The 17,426-nt window shown below is 41.1% G+C and carries 21 protein-coding genes, 1 tRNA gene and 1 pseudogene; 6 read left to right on the top strand and 17 right to left on the bottom strand.

The genetic code is table 11. The features are described 5' to 3' along the window. The 6 genes and pseudogenes from ACWQ4X_RS10735 to ACWQ4X_RS10710 all read right to left on the bottom strand — a co-directional run. A partial coding sequence (locus tag ACWQ4X_RS10735) for an alpha/beta fold hydrolase (RefSeq protein ID WP_457903628.1) occupies window positions 1-577 on the bottom strand: 577 nt, incomplete at its 3' end. Window positions 578-719: 142 nt separating this feature from the next. Further along, window positions 720-1,598, bottom strand: coding sequence for an MBL fold metallo-hydrolase (locus tag ACWQ4X_RS10730; protein WP_457903632.1), 879 nt, complete (start codon window positions 1,596-1,598; stop codon window positions 720-722). Continuing rightward, on the bottom strand, window positions 1,598-2,020 hold the full coding sequence (locus ACWQ4X_RS10725; protein WP_457903627.1) for a DUF6691 family protein: 423 nt from the start codon (window positions 2,018-2,020) through the stop codon (window positions 1,598-1,600). The genes ACWQ4X_RS10730 and ACWQ4X_RS10725 overlap by 1 nt, the downstream gene beginning before the upstream one ends. A 2-nt stretch (window positions 2,021-2,022) precedes the next feature. Beyond that, window positions 2,023-2,436 (bottom strand): YeeE/YedE family protein, encoded by a 414-nt coding sequence (locus tag ACWQ4X_RS10720; protein ID WP_374527313.1) that lies wholly within the window; start codon window positions 2,434-2,436, stop codon window positions 2,023-2,025. Window positions 2,437-2,494: 58 nt separating this feature from the next. Beyond that, window positions 2,495-2,748: pseudogene (locus ACWQ4X_RS10715) on the bottom strand (hypothetical protein); the annotation flags it as partial. A 61-nt stretch (window positions 2,749-2,809) separates the two neighbouring features. After that, complete coding sequence (locus ACWQ4X_RS10710) at window positions 2,810-3,709, bottom strand: LysR family transcriptional regulator (protein ID WP_457903626.1); 900 nt, start codon at window positions 3,707-3,709, stop codon at window positions 2,810-2,812. 101 nt (window positions 3,710-3,810) lie between these two features. Here ACWQ4X_RS10710 and ACWQ4X_RS10705 point away from each other — a divergent pair, with 101 nt between their 5' ends. Further along, window positions 3,811-4,248, top strand: coding sequence for a CidA/LrgA family protein (locus ACWQ4X_RS10705; RefSeq protein WP_457903625.1), 438 nt, complete (start codon window positions 3,811-3,813; stop codon window positions 4,246-4,248). Further along, window positions 4,245-4,940, top strand: coding sequence for an LrgB family protein (locus ACWQ4X_RS10700; protein WP_100240744.1), 696 nt, complete (start codon window positions 4,245-4,247; stop codon window positions 4,938-4,940). The genes ACWQ4X_RS10705 and ACWQ4X_RS10700 overlap by 4 nt, the downstream gene beginning before the upstream one ends. 17 nt (window positions 4,941-4,957) lie before the next feature. On the opposite strand, the gene ACWQ4X_RS10695 is transcribed toward ACWQ4X_RS10700, so the two are convergent. From ACWQ4X_RS10695 to ybaK, 11 genes are all read right to left on the bottom strand, one after another. Continuing rightward, entirely contained in the window at window positions 4,958-5,716 is a 759-nt protein-coding gene (locus tag ACWQ4X_RS10695) for an adenosylcobinamide-GDP ribazoletransferase (protein WP_457903624.1), read from the bottom strand. Continuing rightward, window positions 5,713-6,330, bottom strand: coding sequence for a histidine phosphatase family protein (locus ACWQ4X_RS10690; protein WP_457903623.1), 618 nt, complete (start codon window positions 6,328-6,330; stop codon window positions 5,713-5,715). The genes ACWQ4X_RS10695 and ACWQ4X_RS10690 overlap by 4 nt, the downstream gene beginning before the upstream one ends. 10 nt (window positions 6,331-6,340) lie before the next feature. Further along, on the bottom strand, window positions 6,341-7,393 hold the full coding sequence (gene cobT, locus ACWQ4X_RS10685) for a nicotinate-nucleotide--dimethylbenzimidazole phosphoribosyltransferase (RefSeq protein ID WP_457903622.1): 1,053 nt from the start codon (window positions 7,391-7,393) through the stop codon (window positions 6,341-6,343). Then, window positions 7,390-7,911 carry a bifunctional adenosylcobinamide kinase/adenosylcobinamide-phosphate guanylyltransferase gene (cobU, locus tag ACWQ4X_RS10680; protein ID WP_457903621.1) on the bottom strand — a complete coding sequence of 174 codons (522 nt, stop codon included), beginning with the start codon at window positions 7,909-7,911 and terminating at the stop codon, window positions 7,390-7,392. The genes cobT and cobU overlap by 4 nt, the downstream gene beginning before the upstream one ends. After that, entirely contained in the window at window positions 7,893-8,501 is a 609-nt protein-coding gene (locus ACWQ4X_RS10675; protein WP_457903620.1) for a 2'-5' RNA ligase family protein, read from the bottom strand. Before ACWQ4X_RS10675 ends, cobU begins: the two co-directional genes overlap by 19 nt. A 106-nt stretch (window positions 8,502-8,607) precedes the next feature. Further along, window positions 8,608-10,749: a bifunctional mannitol-1-phosphate dehydrogenase/phosphatase gene (mtlD, locus tag ACWQ4X_RS10670; RefSeq protein ID WP_457903619.1), complete on the bottom strand. Its 2,142-nt coding sequence runs from the start codon at window positions 10,747-10,749 to the stop codon at window positions 8,608-8,610. Between the two features lie 257 nt (window positions 10,750-11,006). Then, window positions 11,007-11,243 (bottom strand): hypothetical protein, encoded by a 237-nt coding sequence (locus tag ACWQ4X_RS10665; RefSeq protein WP_100240737.1) that lies wholly within the window; start codon window positions 11,241-11,243, stop codon window positions 11,007-11,009. A 217-nt stretch (window positions 11,244-11,460) separates the two neighbouring features. Then, window positions 11,461-11,537 (bottom strand) — tRNA-Met (locus ACWQ4X_RS10660). Window positions 11,538-11,719: 182 nt separating this feature from the next. After that, window positions 11,720-11,929, bottom strand: coding sequence for a cold-shock protein (locus tag ACWQ4X_RS10655; protein ID WP_457903618.1), 210 nt, complete (start codon window positions 11,927-11,929; stop codon window positions 11,720-11,722). 170 nt (window positions 11,930-12,099) lie between these two features. Further along, entirely contained in the window at window positions 12,100-12,321 is a 222-nt protein-coding gene (locus ACWQ4X_RS10650) for a transposase (RefSeq protein ID WP_161933769.1), read from the bottom strand. 247 nt (window positions 12,322-12,568) lie between these two features. After that, window positions 12,569-13,042, bottom strand: a complete 474-nt coding sequence (gene ybaK, locus ACWQ4X_RS10645) for a Cys-tRNA(Pro) deacylase (protein ID WP_100240734.1) — start codon at window positions 13,040-13,042, stop codon at window positions 12,569-12,571. Window positions 13,043-13,199: 157 nt separating this feature from the next. On the opposite strand from ybaK, the gene ACWQ4X_RS10640 reads away from it, so the two are divergent. From ACWQ4X_RS10640 to ACWQ4X_RS10625, 4 genes are read left to right on the top strand one after another with little or no spacing between them, the layout of a single operon-like run. After that, on the top strand, window positions 13,200-13,835 hold the full coding sequence (locus ACWQ4X_RS10640) for a CDP-alcohol phosphatidyltransferase family protein (protein WP_457903617.1): 636 nt from the start codon (window positions 13,200-13,202) through the stop codon (window positions 13,833-13,835). 35 nt (window positions 13,836-13,870) lie between these two features. Next, complete coding sequence (locus tag ACWQ4X_RS10635) at window positions 13,871-15,625, top strand: bifunctional alpha/beta hydrolase/class I SAM-dependent methyltransferase (protein ID WP_457903616.1); 1,755 nt, start codon at window positions 13,871-13,873, stop codon at window positions 15,623-15,625. 6 nt (window positions 15,626-15,631) lie between these two features. Next, a complete protein-coding gene (locus ACWQ4X_RS10630) occupies window positions 15,632-16,987 on the top strand; it encodes a phosphatase PAP2/dual specificity phosphatase family protein (RefSeq protein ID WP_457903615.1) in 1,356 nt (451 codons plus the stop codon). Then, on the top strand, window positions 16,984-17,424 hold the full coding sequence (locus tag ACWQ4X_RS10625; protein ID WP_457903614.1) for a hypothetical protein: 441 nt from the start codon (window positions 16,984-16,986) through the stop codon (window positions 17,422-17,424). The genes ACWQ4X_RS10630 and ACWQ4X_RS10625 overlap by 4 nt, the downstream gene beginning before the upstream one ends. Window positions 17,425-17,426 lie beyond the last annotated feature (2 nt).

Here is a 17,426-nt window from a genome sequence, read left to right as displayed (position 1 = left end):
ATGGATTTATTTCATTCCACGACAAAATTTCTGAGTAATGTGCAAAAATCGCATTTAAATTAAAACGCCATTTGCCTTGCGTAAATGATTTCAATAAAAACTGAATAACCATATCCTCACGCACAAATTGCTTCATGATTTCAGTCGCTTGTACACGAGATTGTGGTGCAGCTTCCTGTACAGCAAATAATGCTTTAAAAATTTGCTCATGATGATTTTCTTGATAAGCAAAAGGCGTAATATCCAACACAATCAGGCGCACAACACGATTTTCAGCCTTCTCCGCCACCTTCATGCTGATTTTTCCACCCATGGAATGCCCAATAAGGGAAAATTTTTGGATATTCAGCTCATTTAAGGTGTCTAAGACATCTTGTGCCATCAAATCATAATTCATCTGTTCACTGTGCTCAGATAAGCCATGATTACGCACATCTAGCTGTATTACAGTACGTTGATCAAAAGCCCGAGCCAACATGCCCAGATTGCTTAAACTGCCAAATAAGCCATGTATAAGCACAATTGGCTCTAAATCGCTTGGTTGCTCTGTTTGCTGTAATTGATAATTAAGAATCATGGTGCTTCTATCAGGTATTTTTATATATAGTGGCTTTTCAATATAAAATAATCAATAAATTTGCTTAGGCTATTTATAAAAGCACAAAAAAATCAGGGTAATAGCGGTGTATTTCCTGATTTTTTATGTATTTATTTAATGTTTATGCTTTAGCTTTGAAAAAATTAAATGGAATTTTCAAGTAACGAACCCCATTGGTTTCTGGATCTGGAAAGTGTCCAGCGTACATATTAATTTGTATAGAAGGTAAAATCAGTTTGGGCATCTCCAAAGTTGCATCGCGTTGATTACGCATTTGGACAAAATCTGCTTTTTCAGTGCCTGCATGAATATGAATGTTATGCTGTTTTTGTTCCGCAATAGTGGTTTCATAAACAAAATGATCGCGACCTTCAGGCAAATAATCGTGGCATAAGAACACTCGGGTTTTATCATCTAAAGCATATAATTTTTGTACCGAATCATACAGAATGTCCGCGCTGCCTTTAGGAAAATCACAGCGCGCTGTACCGTAATCAGGCATAAATAGCGTGTCACCAACAAATACAGCATCACCAATTACATAGCTTAGACACGCTGGCGTATGCCCAGGTGTTGGAATGTTATACGCCTGTAACTCGCCAATTTTGAAATGCTCGCCATCCTTAAACAAATAGTCAAATGAACGTGTTGAATTAAAATGTTTAGGCTCGATATGATAAATCGCTGTAAAAGTATCCTGTACAATCGCTATTTTTTCACTCATCGCGACCACTCCCCCCACCTGCTGTTTCAGGTATTGAGAAGCGGTCATGTGATCTGCATGAACGTGAGTTTCAAGGATCCACATTACGCTTAGGCTATTTTGGTGAATATAGGCAATAATTTCATCAGCCGAAGTTGTGTTTGTTGTTGCTGACGCAGCGTCATAATTCAGCACACTATCTATAATTGCGCATTGCTGACTAGCTGGATCACTCACCACATAGCTAAAAGTATTGGTTTCCTTTTCAAAAAAAGCTTTTACAACGGGCTGATTTATCATAATTTTGCTCCCAATGTTTTGTTATACAAAATAACACCGATCGACATCGCAATAATGAAATAAAACGCCTGATAATGACCTAAACCCACCAAGGTAAGACTTGGAGCCGGACAAATACCTGCTAATCCCCAACCAATACCAAAAATCGCACTACCTGTGATTAATTTAGGATCAAGTTGCGTGTTTTTAGGCAGTAAAATCGGCTCATTAAATACCGTTTTAGGCGCTTGCTGTTTTGATAATACTTGAAATGGAATGAATGCCACCGCAATTGCACCCATCATCACAAAGGCCAAACTGGCATCCCAAGTTCCAAATACATCAAGAAAATTTAGTACTTTTTGTGGATTCGCCATACCCGAGAACATTAAACCTGTGGCAAATAAACCACCAAAAATAAAGGCAAATATATTTTTCATGTTTATGCTCCCAAAATATGACGCATTACAAACACTGTCACGGCGCCAGCAAGCATAAAGGTTGCTGTTGCAATAAGTGATCGTTTCGATAAACGGCTAATCCCGCAAATACCGTGACCACTGGTACATCCAGAACCAAGTCGCGTACCAAATCCAACCAACAAACCCGCTAAAATCATAATGAACGGTGAACTTTCAATCTGAATCTGCGGTTGCGTAAATGCCCCATACGCAAATGGCACGATAATGAGTCCCAATAAGAACCAAATTGCGGGTGTACTGAATAAGGTTTTCGGGCTAAGTACTTGTGAAATCAGGCCGCTAATTCCTGCAATACGACCATTGACCCACAAATAACCCACGGCGGATACACCAAGTAGTGTTCCACCGATAAAAGCGGTTAGATAGTCATGCATTTTCTGCGTTCCATTCAAAACAATATATGTTTTTATAATATGTTTATTTATAAATTATTCAAGTGCAATTTTGTATGAATTTTACGCAAACTCTCCTTTCGAATTCGATTAAGACTCTATCTACAAACCATTTAGGCAATTCTTCCAAAACAGGATTCAATTTTAGCGTTTCAGCTTGCTCAATTTCGGCAAGAAATGCTGCATTTTCCCCATTCGAGGAATGATCAAAAAATAGCGATGGTCGGTTGTATCAACCGCCTGTATTAACGAATCTACACTTCTATAATAACGCTCATGAATCTTATGTTCAGGTGTGACTTTATCTTAATACCTTTCATTGGGCGGTCTATTTACCACCCATACAGGAATTATACTAAAAATGAATACTTTCAAGATTATCTTGAATGATATTCAGCCATGCTCTTGTCGCTGGTGTCATCGCGACGCTACTGTTCCAAGCCATCTTTAAATTCCAATTAATATTCGGCTCTGTCAGCAAGGCAATATGAAACTCTTCACTATTTAATCGCTCACAATAGGCTTGTGGCAGTAAGGCAATTCCGACATTAGATTCCACCAACTTGGCAATAAAGTCCCATTGGCTACTGCGACATGCCACTTTAGGCTCGAAACCCACCGACTGCGCAGCCTGTATAATCACATTGTTCAGGGTAAAGGTATTGGCATACAGCAAAAAGGACTCTTCTTGAAGCTCAATCAGTTTGATTTGTGATTTTTTGCGCCAATGCGAGTTTTTCTTTGCCAATAGACAAATTGGAGAGTTAATAATTTCAAAACCACTGAGTAAGGGTTTTAAATCCCCCATCACGACACCCGCATCCACCTCTTTACGAAGTATTGCTTCTTCGATGCCCGTAGCTCCGACTTCCAGAAAATTCAGCTCGATATGCGGATACTGACTATGAAACTTGGCAATCACGGTACTCAGCATCATGGCAGCCAAAGGCGGTAACCCAATAGTCAACTTGCCTTTCTTTAAACCTCTTACTTGCGTCACCGTATCAAAAATACGCTGCTGCTCATTCAAGATAATTAAAGCATGCTCATACACCTGCTGCCCCACATAGGTCAATGCGACCCCGCGCTTCCTTCCAGCTTCGCCTTTATGCAGCAGCATAACGCCTAACTGCTCTTCTAGAGCACGCATCGCCTTGCTGATGGTGGGTTGGGTGAGATTCAACTGTTCCGCGGCTACAGTGAAACTCTGGGTTTCTACAAGCGTGACAAAAATCTGTAGGCTTTTGATATCCACACCAAATATTCCATATTTGCATAATTATTTTTTTATTATTCATAATTAAAACAGCAGGTCAATTCTACAATAAAAACCTGTTGATTAGACTTGTTTATGTCATGTCCTCTCCCACTGCTTCAAAAATACAGTATGTTCTAAAAGTCACTGCTCAATTGCTATTTCTAATTGGGCTGTGGTGGATCAGTGCCTTGATTCAACAATATTTCCATCTCCCCATTTCTGCGGGTGTAATTGGACTGATCCTGCTTTTGCTTGCCCTAATGTCTGGCATGATGAAATTGGTGTGGATTAAATCAGGCGCAGATTTCATTCTTGCCGAATTGGTGTTGATGTTTATTCCCTGTGTGGTGGGCTTGGTCAAATATAAGCATCTTTTTATCACGCAAGGCTGGCAGCTCATTCTTGCAGTTGTGTTGGGTACTCTTTGCGTTATGGTGATGACGGCTTACAGCGTGCACTTTGGTTTTAAGCTCGAACGTAAACTACAGCAAAAGCAAAATCATCGTCCGTCTAAAAAAGTGGAAGCACACTCATGAACATCACGGCGCTCTTGTGTTTCATTGCCACCATTATTGGGTACATCTTGGCGAAAAAGCTTTATCGTCGTTATCCCTATATGTTGCTCTCCCCAGCAATGCTGGTTCCTTTTGTCCTGATTCTAATTTTGTTGGGTTTTCATATCTCCTATGACACCTATATGACCGATAATCACTGGATTGTCTGGATGCTTGGACCCGCAACCATCGCCTTTGCGATTCCCATCTATGAATATCGCCAGTTAATTCGCGCGCATCTGTTTTCAATCAGTCTGGGGATTGTGATTGGAATGAGTGCTGGTGTAATCAGTGCCTTCTATTTGGCGAAACTGTTTCATTTTGACAGCCAAACCACTTATAGCCTGATGTCCCGCTCAATCTCTACCCCTTTTGCCATGGAACTGACCTCGCATATAGGAGGTTCAGTCGAATTGGTGATTTTATTTACCATGATTACAGGGATTGCAGGCGTACTTTTGGGAGATACTGTTTTACTGCTGTTAAAACTAAACTCTGCCTTTGCGCAAGGCGCTTCGCTAGGCAATGCCGCACATGGCTTTGGCACCAGTAAGGCATTTATGCGGCATCATGAAGAAGGCGTGATTGCCTCTTTAACGATGGTTTTGGCAGGTGTGTTTATGGTGATTCTTGGACCAAGCTTAATTCATATCGTCATGCGCTGCTTAGGCTAATTTTTTATCAAGAATCCTTAAAACAGTGTGCCTATCGGTAGATAACTCAGACCTATGACAAACGCCAGTAAACAAGCTGTTTCGCTTATTTCAATACTCGCACCAATGGTATCTCCTGTAATGCCTTCTAGACGTTGCAGGAACTTAGTCCGTAGATAGACGAATGTTAAAACCCATGCCAGCCCAGTAAGCAGACCTAAGCCCAAGAAATACATAACAAGGCTTAGACTCAAACCAATAACCCAATAGACACGGCGCTTAGGCAAATGCGCAGCAATACTCGAACCTAAACCATTGGAACGCACATACGGTGTACTCACAAAGAGTGCCAAAGCAATGGTTCGCCCAAACACGGGAAACAGCAATAAAGCAAGCGCTGCTTTCTCTTCTAGCAAGACATACAGCGCTGCCCATTTTAAGACACAGACGATAATTAAACTCAGCACCCCAATTGGACCACAACTCGGGTCTTTCATAATCTTAAGGATACGTTCCTTATCGCCAAAGCCGCCTACCCATGCATCTGCGGTATCTGCCAAGCCATCCAAATGTAAGCCGCCTGTGAGCCAGATCCAAAGCACCAGAATCAGGCTGGAAAGTAAAACTGTAGGCAACCCAGACAGCAATAGCGCCACAATATATAAGATTAGCCCAATGATTAAACCAACCACAGGATAGAATAAAATCGAATTTGCATTCTGCTGAGCCGTCGGCATTTCTTTCAGTTGAATTCGTAACGTAGTCAAGAACTGCAAAGCAATCAGAAATGGAGTCATGTTAACTCCTGCAAAGCCAAGCTCTGTGTAACCGTATCCCAGCGAAAAGAGCTAAGCTGCCCCAATTCAGCCGTCATTTTCAACACATCATCCAAGGGTTGCTGTAACACCATACACTTTAACAGTTTAATTACCCCGCCATGCGTGACCACCAATGCAGATTGCCAACCGTTATATTCTATCCTCTGCTGTATAGCTCTCATTGCCGTAGTTACTCTGAGATGGAACTGCTGCATGCTTTCCGCATTGGGTAGTGTGATTTGCGTAGGTTTTTGCCAAAAGTCTGCCAAAGTTTCAGGAAATTGTTCATACAGTTGTTGGATCGACTGTCCTTCCCAATCGCCAAAATGCATTTCTTGCAGACGTTCATCTAAAATTAACGGTATATCCCGCTCTTTGACGATGTGTTCCGCAAATATACGACAACGCTGTAATGGTGAGGAAAAGACCACATCCCAGTGCTGGGGCTGTGGAAAAGACTGCGTTTGAGATTGATCGATACTACTGAGCATCTGTTGCCAACCATGTGTCGTCAGCGCATCATCCAGTGAACCACGCAGGGTATGACTCAGTTCACTTTCCCCATGTCGTAATAGATCAATCTGCAAATGCATGTCTACTCCCCTAGATTTTCTCACCAATCACGGCGGCTTCAGCAAATGTCGCCATTTGATTATGTAAGTGGCATGCCAATTTAATGATACCCAGTGCTGCACCAGCACCGCTGGCTTCACCCAATCGTAGATTCAGTTTTAAAATCGGTTCTGCGTTTAACTCTTGCAATAAACGTTGATGTCCATATTCGGCAGATTGATGCCCAAACAGCATCCATTCACGTACCGCAGGATTCAGTTTGACTGCAACCAGTGCAGCAGCCGTACTGATAAAGCCATCCACCACCATAGGCATAGCCAATTGCGCACAGCGAATATAGGCGCCAACCATAGCAGCAATTTCTAAACCACCGACTGCACAAAGTGCTTTAAAGGCATCTTGCTGCACATATTCACAATGTAATGCCACAGCACGATCAATCACTTGTTTTTTATGTGCTAACTGTTCTGCACGAATGCCTGTACCGACACCTGTCAGTTGTTCCGCAGCTTCATTGAGTAACATACATGCCAAAGCAGAAGCCGAACAGGTATTGCCAATGCCCATTTCACCCGCCACATAAATAGACGCATGCTCCTTTACGGCACGCTCTACACTTTGCTGCCCCAATTCTATGGCAGCAATACACTGTGCTTCCGTCATTGCCGGCTGTTGAGCAAAATTGGCAGTACCAGGGGCAATACAATGCGTTTCTACATGTGGATATTGATAAGCATCACCCACCGTACCACAGTCAATCACTTGGAGGGTTGCTGCATATTCTTTGGCAATCACACTAATACAGGCACCACCCGTAGTGAAATTCAGCAGCATTTGACGGGTGACAGCTTGAGGATAAGCCGAGATATTCTCCTCCATCACCCCATGGTCGCCAGCAAAAATACTGATCCACGGCGCTTGAATATCGGGTTGATCGGTATTTTGTAAACTCGCCAATAAAACTGCGATACGCTCTAACTCGGACAAAGAGCCAGTGGGCTTAGTAAGTTGTAACTGGCGCGCTTCTGCACGTTGTCTCGCTGCATCATTCGGCTGTTGACACGCCTCTAACCACCAACTCATGATTTGTCTCCTTTTAATTGCATTGATAATCCCGCTACACAGAACAGCACCTTGTCTGCAAGCTGCGCCAGTTGTTGATGCAGTCGCCCTGATTCATCCACAAATTTACGACTCAGCTCGCCCATAGGCACAACCCCTAAGCCCGTTTCATTGCTCACCAAAATAATGGTGGAAGATAAAGTCGGTAAAACGTCGAGTAATTTTTGCATTTGTTGGGATAGTAGGCTTGGATCATCCACCAGTAACAGATTGGTCATCCATAAGGTCAGACAATCCACCAAAATCAACTGTTCTGCTGCATCAATCCGCTGCAAACAATCGGCTAAATACAGCGGCTCTTCGCTGAGTTGCCAATGTGCAGGTCGCTGTGCTTGATGATGTTGAATCCTCAGCTGCATTTCAGCATCTAAAGCCTGAGCCGTTGCTACGTAGTGAACCTGAAGTCCCGAATCTTGTGCAGTCTGTTCAGCCAAACGACTTTTGCCTGAACGAGCACCCCCTAATATGAGTTGCAACATACGTCACCTAATGAAATGCTGTGTAAAGCATGTAAAGGGCCTTGTAATTCTTGTGCCTGATAATAACCAAACTTGATCTGGTTAATCTCGATTTCAAACTGCCGCGCAGGAAATGCAGCCTTATATAAACCCACGGTAATATGCGGACAATAGCTTAAAGCCGCGACCTCATCACTAAACTGAGCACATTGCGCTCTGATATGTTCTAAAGCCGAGTCTGTATCAATGACTTCAAGATATAACGCACTGCTGAAACTATTCAGACCGCCGATTTGAAGTTTTATTTTCTGAGAATGATGTGATTTTAAGCGCTGATATTGTTGTTGAAATTGGGCTTGAGTGAAATCATCATTAAAATTTGCCTGATCTGTGGTTAAAAAACCGCAAATAAACAGGGTGATATGAAACTGACGTGTATTGGGAAGGAGTAAATATTCGGAGAAAAAAGCTTTAACTTGATTAAGATACAAAATCAAGTCTGGATTTTGAATTTCGATATACCACAACGCATACTGTTCCCGACCATGATGCCATTCTGGGTAATCACGGCGAACTGTTGGAACAACATGACGAATGTGATCTAAAAACACGTTTAATATCACTTTAAACTGCAAAGTGATATTAAAACACGTTATGTAGCCGACTCATGCATGATGACGTTTAGAAATATTCAGCTTGGACTGAAAATCACTCAAATTATGCACAAACTGCAGATGTGGCAGTTGAATCAGTTGAAACTTGTTGAGGATCAAACTGATCTGGATACTGAAGCAAATGCGCTAGACCATTCTTTAATTGCAGCAGTAACGCTTGTTGCTGTGGAATGCTGAGTAACATGTTTTCAACCTCATTTTGCATCGCACACATCACCTCATCTATAGCCATTTGATCATGCAAAATGGCATAGGCATAACCCAATACCGCACCAGCAATCAATTGATCATAGGCTTGTCCACTCAAGATTTGCTGCTGAATGGAAGATAAAACCCGTTCACCAGATTCCAATTTACGTAAAGGATCACGTGCTACACGCGAACAAGGGTCTTTAAAGGCAAATTTACAGGACGCCATAAAACTCTGAGCCAAACGGTTTAAGTCTGCTTCCCGATGTGGGAGTTGCATTAATAGACCTTGCTTCACTTGTGCCAACAGTTGCTGACTAAATTGCTGTAATTGCACATCTCCCATGGCGATACCAATCGTTTCATGTCCCAATAGGCTGGCATACCACGCCATCATGGCATGCGTGCCATTCCATAAGCGATTTTTGATCAGCTGAATTTCAGAAATATCATCCACCAAAATCATTTGCCGCATTTTACTCAGTAACGGACTTTGATTTTCCACATAAATCGGCATGTCTAATTCTGCATGGAACAAAATTAAATCCATACTTTGTAAAATATGACTTGGCTGGAAATTACGGCGCAAATCTTCAATATACAAAGAGGCCTGATGTTCTTGGTTCGAATCTAGCTGAATGTTTTCATCTGAATCGGCATTTTCAGTTTCAACTTCTTCTTGGAACTGTTTAAAAATGTTGTATTTAATTTTGAGCTGACGATACAGATTTTTCTGACTCAGCTTCGACACCATGCGGTTGACGACGGTATCGCAGAAATAATGCTGTTGCAGAATTTGTTCAGTAATGGCCACGCTGGTGAGTTCATTTAAGGCTTGTCGCAAATAATCTAGAAATAGCTGTTTAGCATTAACCTTGTTCAGAATAATCAAAACAGTCAGAGGCTCTTTTGCTTGCCCCGCTTGATGTGTATGTCGCTCATAGAGACCTTTGGCAATCATCTTTACTTCATGCGCCAAAGCATTTTCAGGCAAACACACGGCGATGAGGCTAGATTCCACATACATGTCCGTCATTTGTGCGTCATCATCCGCATCAATCACGGTCATATTTTGAATGGATTCATCATAGGAGATTTGTCCATAGCGGATGCAATAACCGCCAAAGGCATTAACCGCTTCACGAAACAAAGCATTACGTGTCGATGCTACAATGCGTTTAGGGCGCGTGTAGCCATCCCAATGCGACAAAATTTGCGCCAAATAGCCACCACCAATGGCGCCAAAGCCATGAATCCCCACAGTGAGTTGATTCAGGGTCTGCGGAAAAGACTCTTGTAACTGTGGCAAATCCTGTTTTGCGGTAAAACCATCTAAATCTGCCAGACAGTCATACATACATTCATAGTAGTAATTGGCTTTGGCACGCATGTTTGCATTTGCAGGTTTAATATCTTTAAATAAAACCGTAATACCTTTCGCTTCAAAGGCGGAAGTTACACCATTTTCAGAATCTTCAAACATTAAGCAATGTTCAGGATTGAGATTCAGCTTTTCAGCAGCAGTCAGAAAGATTTCAGGATGTGGTTTGCCTTGCTCGACTTCATCACCACACACCACCACATCAAAGAATTTATACACATTGGCATTAATCAGATATTCTTCCGCAATGGCACGGCGACTCGACGTAGCGACCGCCATACGTAAACCTGACTTTCTTAAACGTTCAAGAACTTGAACCAAGCCTTTTTTAATGGGCACACCATAGCTGCGGACGGACTCTAACTCCAATTCATCTGCACGTTTACGGATTTCTGCATAAGGAATATCTGCACCATAGGTTTCCTGTGCTAAGGCATGTGCAGTTTTAGCACTTAAACCTAAACATGCCATTAAGTAATCATTGGAAAATGATTGTCCAATCAGTTCTTGAGATGCCTGTTTCAAGGTTTGAAACCGAAGTCGCTCAGTATCAAACATTGTTCCATCCATATCAAAAATTGCACCCAAAATCACATCATCATGAAATTTCAGCATTTATGCTCCTCAAATTATTGTTATGTACAGCTTTTAGCCTAATCAAAAACACAATAGCTGAGTAAAAATGACACGATATGAAATAATTTTGATTAAAATTCACTCAAAACAATCAACATTCTCTTATTTTTTGTTTCTTTTATTTAACACTAAGTAACTTTGTGTAAAGTTAGTATTGATCTCTGGATTTCTAAGACACTGATAATAAAAAACCTACTGCTATTGAGTAGGTTCAAAAATTGGCTCACAACAACTGATTAATTTTTCATTAAAAAGGTCAGTTCATAATCATCATGGGTAATTTTAACTCTTACGCCTCTATACGAACGCTTATCAGGATCTAATGCCGAGTTAATTACTTCATCTGCAAACTTTTGATCAATCATAAATTTTGCATAAAGCTTATAACCAATACGAATTTTCTTAATTTTTTTACCTTTTGCTTCGTACTTATCTAGGGTTTGATCTAAAAATTCTAAATTCAAGTCACTCACGTATTTATCCTCTATTGTTCTACTACTAAGCCTTGATTACTTGTACCTGAATAAAGTGCAAATAGCCAGTAATCTAAAATGAGAAGAAAAACTGAAATGATTAGAACAGCACAAAAACCTATCGCTGGTTGGAAGATGCAGATGGATCCCAAATCTATTAGGCATAAAAAAACCCAATCTAAGAAGACTGGGCTATAAAACTTGAATCTTTTTTCGTTGGTAGCGGGAGCTGGATTTGAACCAACGACCTTCGGGTTATGAGCCCGACGAGCTACCAGACTGCTCCATCCCGCATCAACGAGTTGACTTTATACGCCTGAATTCAAATTAAAGCAAACTTTATTTCAAATTCATCACCTAACTGTGTAAAAAATGACTAAATTATATAGAAAGCGTAGATTTTTACTCATTTTTCGATCAGCCAAGAAAAAAGCCCGCATAACGCGAGCTTTTTGATTCAAGCAATCTAATCAGACTTAGATTACTGTAATGCCACTAGCTTGTGCACCTTTTTTCCCTGCAGTCACAGTGAATTGCACGCGCTGACCTTCTTGTAAAGTTTTAAAGCCATTGCTTTGGATTTCGCTGAAATGCGCGAATACGTCTTCGCCACTGTCAGTTGCAATAAAACCAAAACCTTTAGTTTCGTTAAACCACTTTACAGTACCAGTCGTTAAATTTGACATAAGATATTTCCTATAGGATTGAGCTAAGAATAGAAAATAATTTATTACACATAAACCTTTGATAAAATGAAGGATGAAAATCAACAACACAATACAATCAGTAAACACAATAAAATTATTATTCTAGTGGCGTATATCATATACGCTTTATTCGGTAAATGATAGAAATTCTAACAATTAAGCTTATAAAGCTTGTGCATCCCTTTATAAAAGGATTTACCGTCGACATTCAAGATACAGGTCTCACCAGATTCAAATTCAATTTGTTTGCCCACCTCAACCCAACTGACCCCAAATAAATTATTTTGCATTCGCTTTAGGGGAACAATTTTTACACGTATTTCATCGCCATTGATGGCTTTAGCTGTTGTCCAGCCATTTAAAAAATTCAAATTAATTACTCATATACTGAGCCTTTGCAAACAGAGAAGTATTTCATAAATAAGACCATAGGAGAGTTTAGGTTTATTCTATAAAGAGGCATTTTGCCTGAGAACTTATAATATTTACATCAGCAAATCATGTAGAAAAGTGGTACTAAAAAACTTAATACCAACTATCAATATATCCAAGCAGATCACACTTAGATAGCGCCATACTACGCGATCTTGACTTCACAAGCAAACCAGACAAAATTACTTATGGTTTTTCATCCACGACATCAGCGAATACGGCACCGAGCACTGCGCTTAAATCTTGTGGCGACAAACCAATATCCAAACCGCGTTTTCCACCACTGACATAGATTTTTGTTAGAGCTTGAGCGCTTTCATCAATCACGGTTTTCAACCTTTTCTTTTGTCCAACTGGACTAATGCCACCGACCAGATAACCTGTTAGGCGTTCTGCATCTTTCGGATCTGCCATATGTAGTTTTTTAGCCCCAACCGCGGAAGCCACTTTCTTTAAGTTTAATAAATGATGAACAGGTAAAACCGCAACATAAAAATTCTTATCATCGGTTACAAGCAGGGTCTTAAACACTTCCTCAACTTTTAAATTCAGTTTTTCAGCAGCTTCGAGACCAAAACTTTTAGCATTCGCATCATGTTCATATTCATGAATGGAGTAATCAATTTTTTTGCTTTTTAATAATTTGCAGGCTGGCGTCATTTTGCGTCTACGATTGAAATAAACCGAATAATTATAGGCTTTTAAGAATGAAAATGTGAACTTAGCTTAGGCTATTGTGTTTTAAATGGGACATTGCTTGAATTGCGCCAACTGAAATGAGTACAATTTAGCCAGAACACGATACTTAATAATACCAATGCCCTCTATTTATCAACTGAAACCCGCATTTCAAAATTTATTGCGACCTTTAGTTCGTCGCCTATATCGACATGGCATTAGCGCCAATCAAGTAACGCTATTTGCCATGTTCATCTCCCTACTCATTGCTGGGGCTTTAGCATATCTGTTTCATACACAACCAACAGCACATGCCGCATATTTCCTGCTCATTCCTCTATGGATGTTGCTTCGCATGGCATTTAACGCGATTGATGGCATGTTAGCCCGTGAATTTCAGCAACAATCCAAGCTGGGTGCCTACCTGAATGAACTGTGTGATGTCATCTCCGATACGGCGCTTTATCTTTGCTTTATGGTGGTGAGCTGTATCTCTGCACCCTTACTGTTTATGGTCGTATTCTTAGCCATCTTGACTGAATATGCTGGGGTAATGGCGCCAATCGTGGGTCAAGAGCGTCGTTATGATGGACCAATGGGGAAAAGTGACCGCGCTTTCTGGTTTAGTCTGTTGGCGATCTTTTATGTATTAAGCCAATCTTTTTCAGAACATCTGACTTTTAAATTACAACAACTGATGAGTAATGGGCTTTTGGTAGTCATTTTGGTCTTGCTTTTTATCACCCTTTATAACCGTATTCGCAACGCAATCTAAATCATTTAAATAATTCTTCTTCAGGACTATAAAACATGCATTACAACAATAGTCAGCAATATTTTACCAGCCATGATGGTACATCCCTGTTCTATCAGCACTGGGCTTCTGCACACAACCCAGAGAAAAAAGCGATTGTCATGTTTCACCGTGGTCATGAGCACTCTGGGCGGATGGCACATTTGGTTGAAGAACTCAATCTTCCTGACTTTGACTTTTTTGCATGGGATGCCCGTGGTCACGGTGAATCCCCAGGTGAACGTGGCGATGCACCGAGTTTTTCTGCTTGCGTAAAAGATATTCAATCTTTCATTCAGCATATTGAAACCACCTATGCCATAGCCCCTGAGAATATTGCCATTATTGGGCAAAGCGTTGGTGCAGTATTGGCTGCAACATGGGTACACGACTATGCACCTAAAATTCGTGCATTGTGCTTAGCTTCTCCTGCCTTTGATATTAAGTTATATGTGCCATTTGCCCGACAAGGACTGACTGTACTGAATAAATTACGGGGTAATTTTTTCATTCAAAGTTATGTTAAAGCCAAAATGCTGACGCATGATGCTGAACGTGCACAGCAATACGATCATGATCCAAAAATTGCTCGAGCCATTTCAGTACGTATGTTACTTGGGCTTTATGATGCTGCCGAACGTTTGGTTGCAGATGCGCAAAATATCTATGTCCCGACCCAAGTACTTTGTTCAGGTTCGGATTTTGTGGTTCAGCAAAAACCACAACGTGAATTCTATGAGCGCTTGGCTCATCCCAATAAAGAGTTTCATGTCCTTGAAGGTTTTTTTCACGACACTTTAGGTGAAGAAAACCGAGACATTGCTGTACAAAAAGTCAGACGTTTTATCCTGCAATGTTTTGCAGAACCTTATCATTCTCCAGCTGTTCTTCATGCCGATAAAATTGGTGCCAGTTGCTCTACGGCGGAACAGTTTAGCCAAACTCTGCCGAAAACTTCCCTGAAACAGTTGTTTTGGAATCTAACCCAACGTCAGCTCAAATTCGGCAGTCTATTTTCTATCGGGCTGAAGATTGGCGAACAAACAGGGTATGACTCTGGCAGTACTTTAGACTTTGTTTATCGCAACCATCCTGAAAGTCAAAATGCCTTAGGGAAAGTGATTGATCAGCAATATTTAAATGCCATTGGCTGGAAAGGTATTCGCGTCCGCAAACAAAATATTGAAGCATTACTGGAAAAGTATGCTGCTTTATTAATCAAGAAACGCAAACCTGTACGTATTCTAGATATTGCCGCCGGTCATGGGCGTTATATTCTCGATGCGGTTGCACAACTACCTAAACCACCTGAATCCATTCTGCTGCGTGACTATAGCGAGCTGAATGTTAACGCTGGACAAGCCTTAATTCAGGAAAGAGGATTAAGTCAAATTGCTAATTTTGTTCAAGCGGATGCGTTTGACACCGAATCACTGGCTAGCATTAAACCGAAAGCCACTTTGGCTGTTGTTTCAGGTTTGTATGAGCTATTCAGTGACAACGATCTATTACGTCAATCTCTGACGGGGCTGAATAAAGCCATGTTAAAAGATGGCTATCTAATTTATACAGGACAGATCTGGCATCCACAGCAGGAATTTATTGCCCGTGCGCTCACGTCGCATCGTGAAGGTGAAGCATGGGTCATGCGTCTACGCTCACAAGCAGAAATGGATGCGCTGGTCGAACAAGCTGGCTTTAAGAAAATTGACCAATGTATAGATGAATTTGGCATTTTCACAGTTTCCGTTGCGCAAAAGATCGAGTCCTAAGCCTCCATGCAGACATTCACACATCAGGCAGGCACATGGAAATGGGGTGTTCTCTGCCTACTCTTTCTTGCCCCATTCTTCTTTCTGAGTTATGGCTTTGCCAATCATTATGCTGCGGGCCTCAGTGATGTCCCAAGTATTGTATTCGCTTGGGAAAAATATATTCCATTATGGCCTTGGACGATTGTTCCTTATTGGTCAATAGACTTGTTTTATGGTCTGTCTTTGCTGTTGTGCTGGAATAAATTTGAACTCAAGCAGCATGTCCTACGTTTATTCAGCGCACAACTCATTTCGATTAGCTGTTTTTTGTTATTTCCACTGAAATTCAGTTTTGAGCGCCCAGAGTTACACGGCTTCTTTGGTCTTTGGTTTGATATTCTGATGGGTTTTGACAAACCTTTTAATCAAGCGCCATCCTTACATATTGTGTTGCTCATAATCCTGTGGGATTTCTACCGCCGTCATGTAGCTTCAGCGTATCGCTGGATTGTTCATCTGTGGAGTTTCCTGATTGGTGTATCCGTTCTCACCACTTGGCAGCACCATTTTATCGATATCCCGACAGGAATATGGGTCGGTGCCTTGTGTTTATGGCTATTTCCACTACATACGATATCGCCATTACATGCTGAAAAAGTACAGCAACGTACACTCCGACATTTTAAATTTGCCTGTTATTATCTGATCGTGGCCGCGCCTTTAGCATTTTTAGCAGTTTACCTACAAGGCTGGGCACTTTGGTTGGCTTATCCAGCCAGTAGTTTCTTCTTGGTGGCTTGTGCGTACGTACTGAATCGTCCACATTTTTTCCAAAAACAAGCGGATGGCAGCATGAGCATTGCCGCATGGATTCTGTTTGCCCCTTATTTTTGCCTAGCTAAGCTGAATAGTCGCCTCTGGACCAGATCACATACCGAAGATTCATTGATTTTAAATCATAACACTACCAAAATTTATCTAGGGCGAATTCCATCACATCAACATGCAAAATCATATTCAGGCCTATTGGATTGTTGTGCTGAACTTCCACTGAAACAACAGCAAAGCTATCAACAATATTTAAGTCTGGATTTAATCCCTGTACAACCCCAGCAATTACATTTGGCTGTGCAGGCATTTAACCAATTGATGTCACAACAGCAAAGTTCTAACTGTGTTTTGATTTTTTGTGCCTTAGGTTATTCACGCAGTAGCAGTGTCCTTGCAGCTTGGCTTATTCAAACCAATCAGGCAGACAATGTTGAAGCCGCCATTCACATCATCCGCAAAGCACGTCCGTGGATAGTCCTGAGCGCCAAACAACTGGGCTATATTGATACCTACCAGAAAGAATATCTAAAACAGCAGGTGAAGACATGAAATTACTGATTGTCGCCAAGCTTCTAGAAAATACTGACGGTATCCGAAATTCGGGCTACGTCGCTTTTAGCTTGTCTGTTTTGGCGTATTTTTTTTACGCTTGGCAATCCATTGTTGTTTATCTTTCACTGATTGTTATTTTTAGTTTATGCCTATTACAACACTATCTCAGTATTCGGATTCAATTTGATGCCGAACTGTTAAAGTTAATCGGTACAACATCTGAAACCAGTGATACGAAAAAGGATATGACACAACAAACCGCCGAACTAGATCGCGGTTTACTCGAATTAGGACTGATTCCTGTAGACAAGACTCAGCGTAGTTGGGATATCCGTGTTCAAGGCTGTATACGCTTATTTAAGCTGCATGTGGCTATGGTCTTTTGCCAATATATCGTTTTAATATCGCTCATGATATTTTTATTGAAACAATAATA

The sequence above is a fragment of the Acinetobacter sp. NigerLNRRAM0016 genome (genome assembly GCF_054112845.1).
This window is presented reverse-complemented; position numbering and strand designations above follow the sequence as displayed.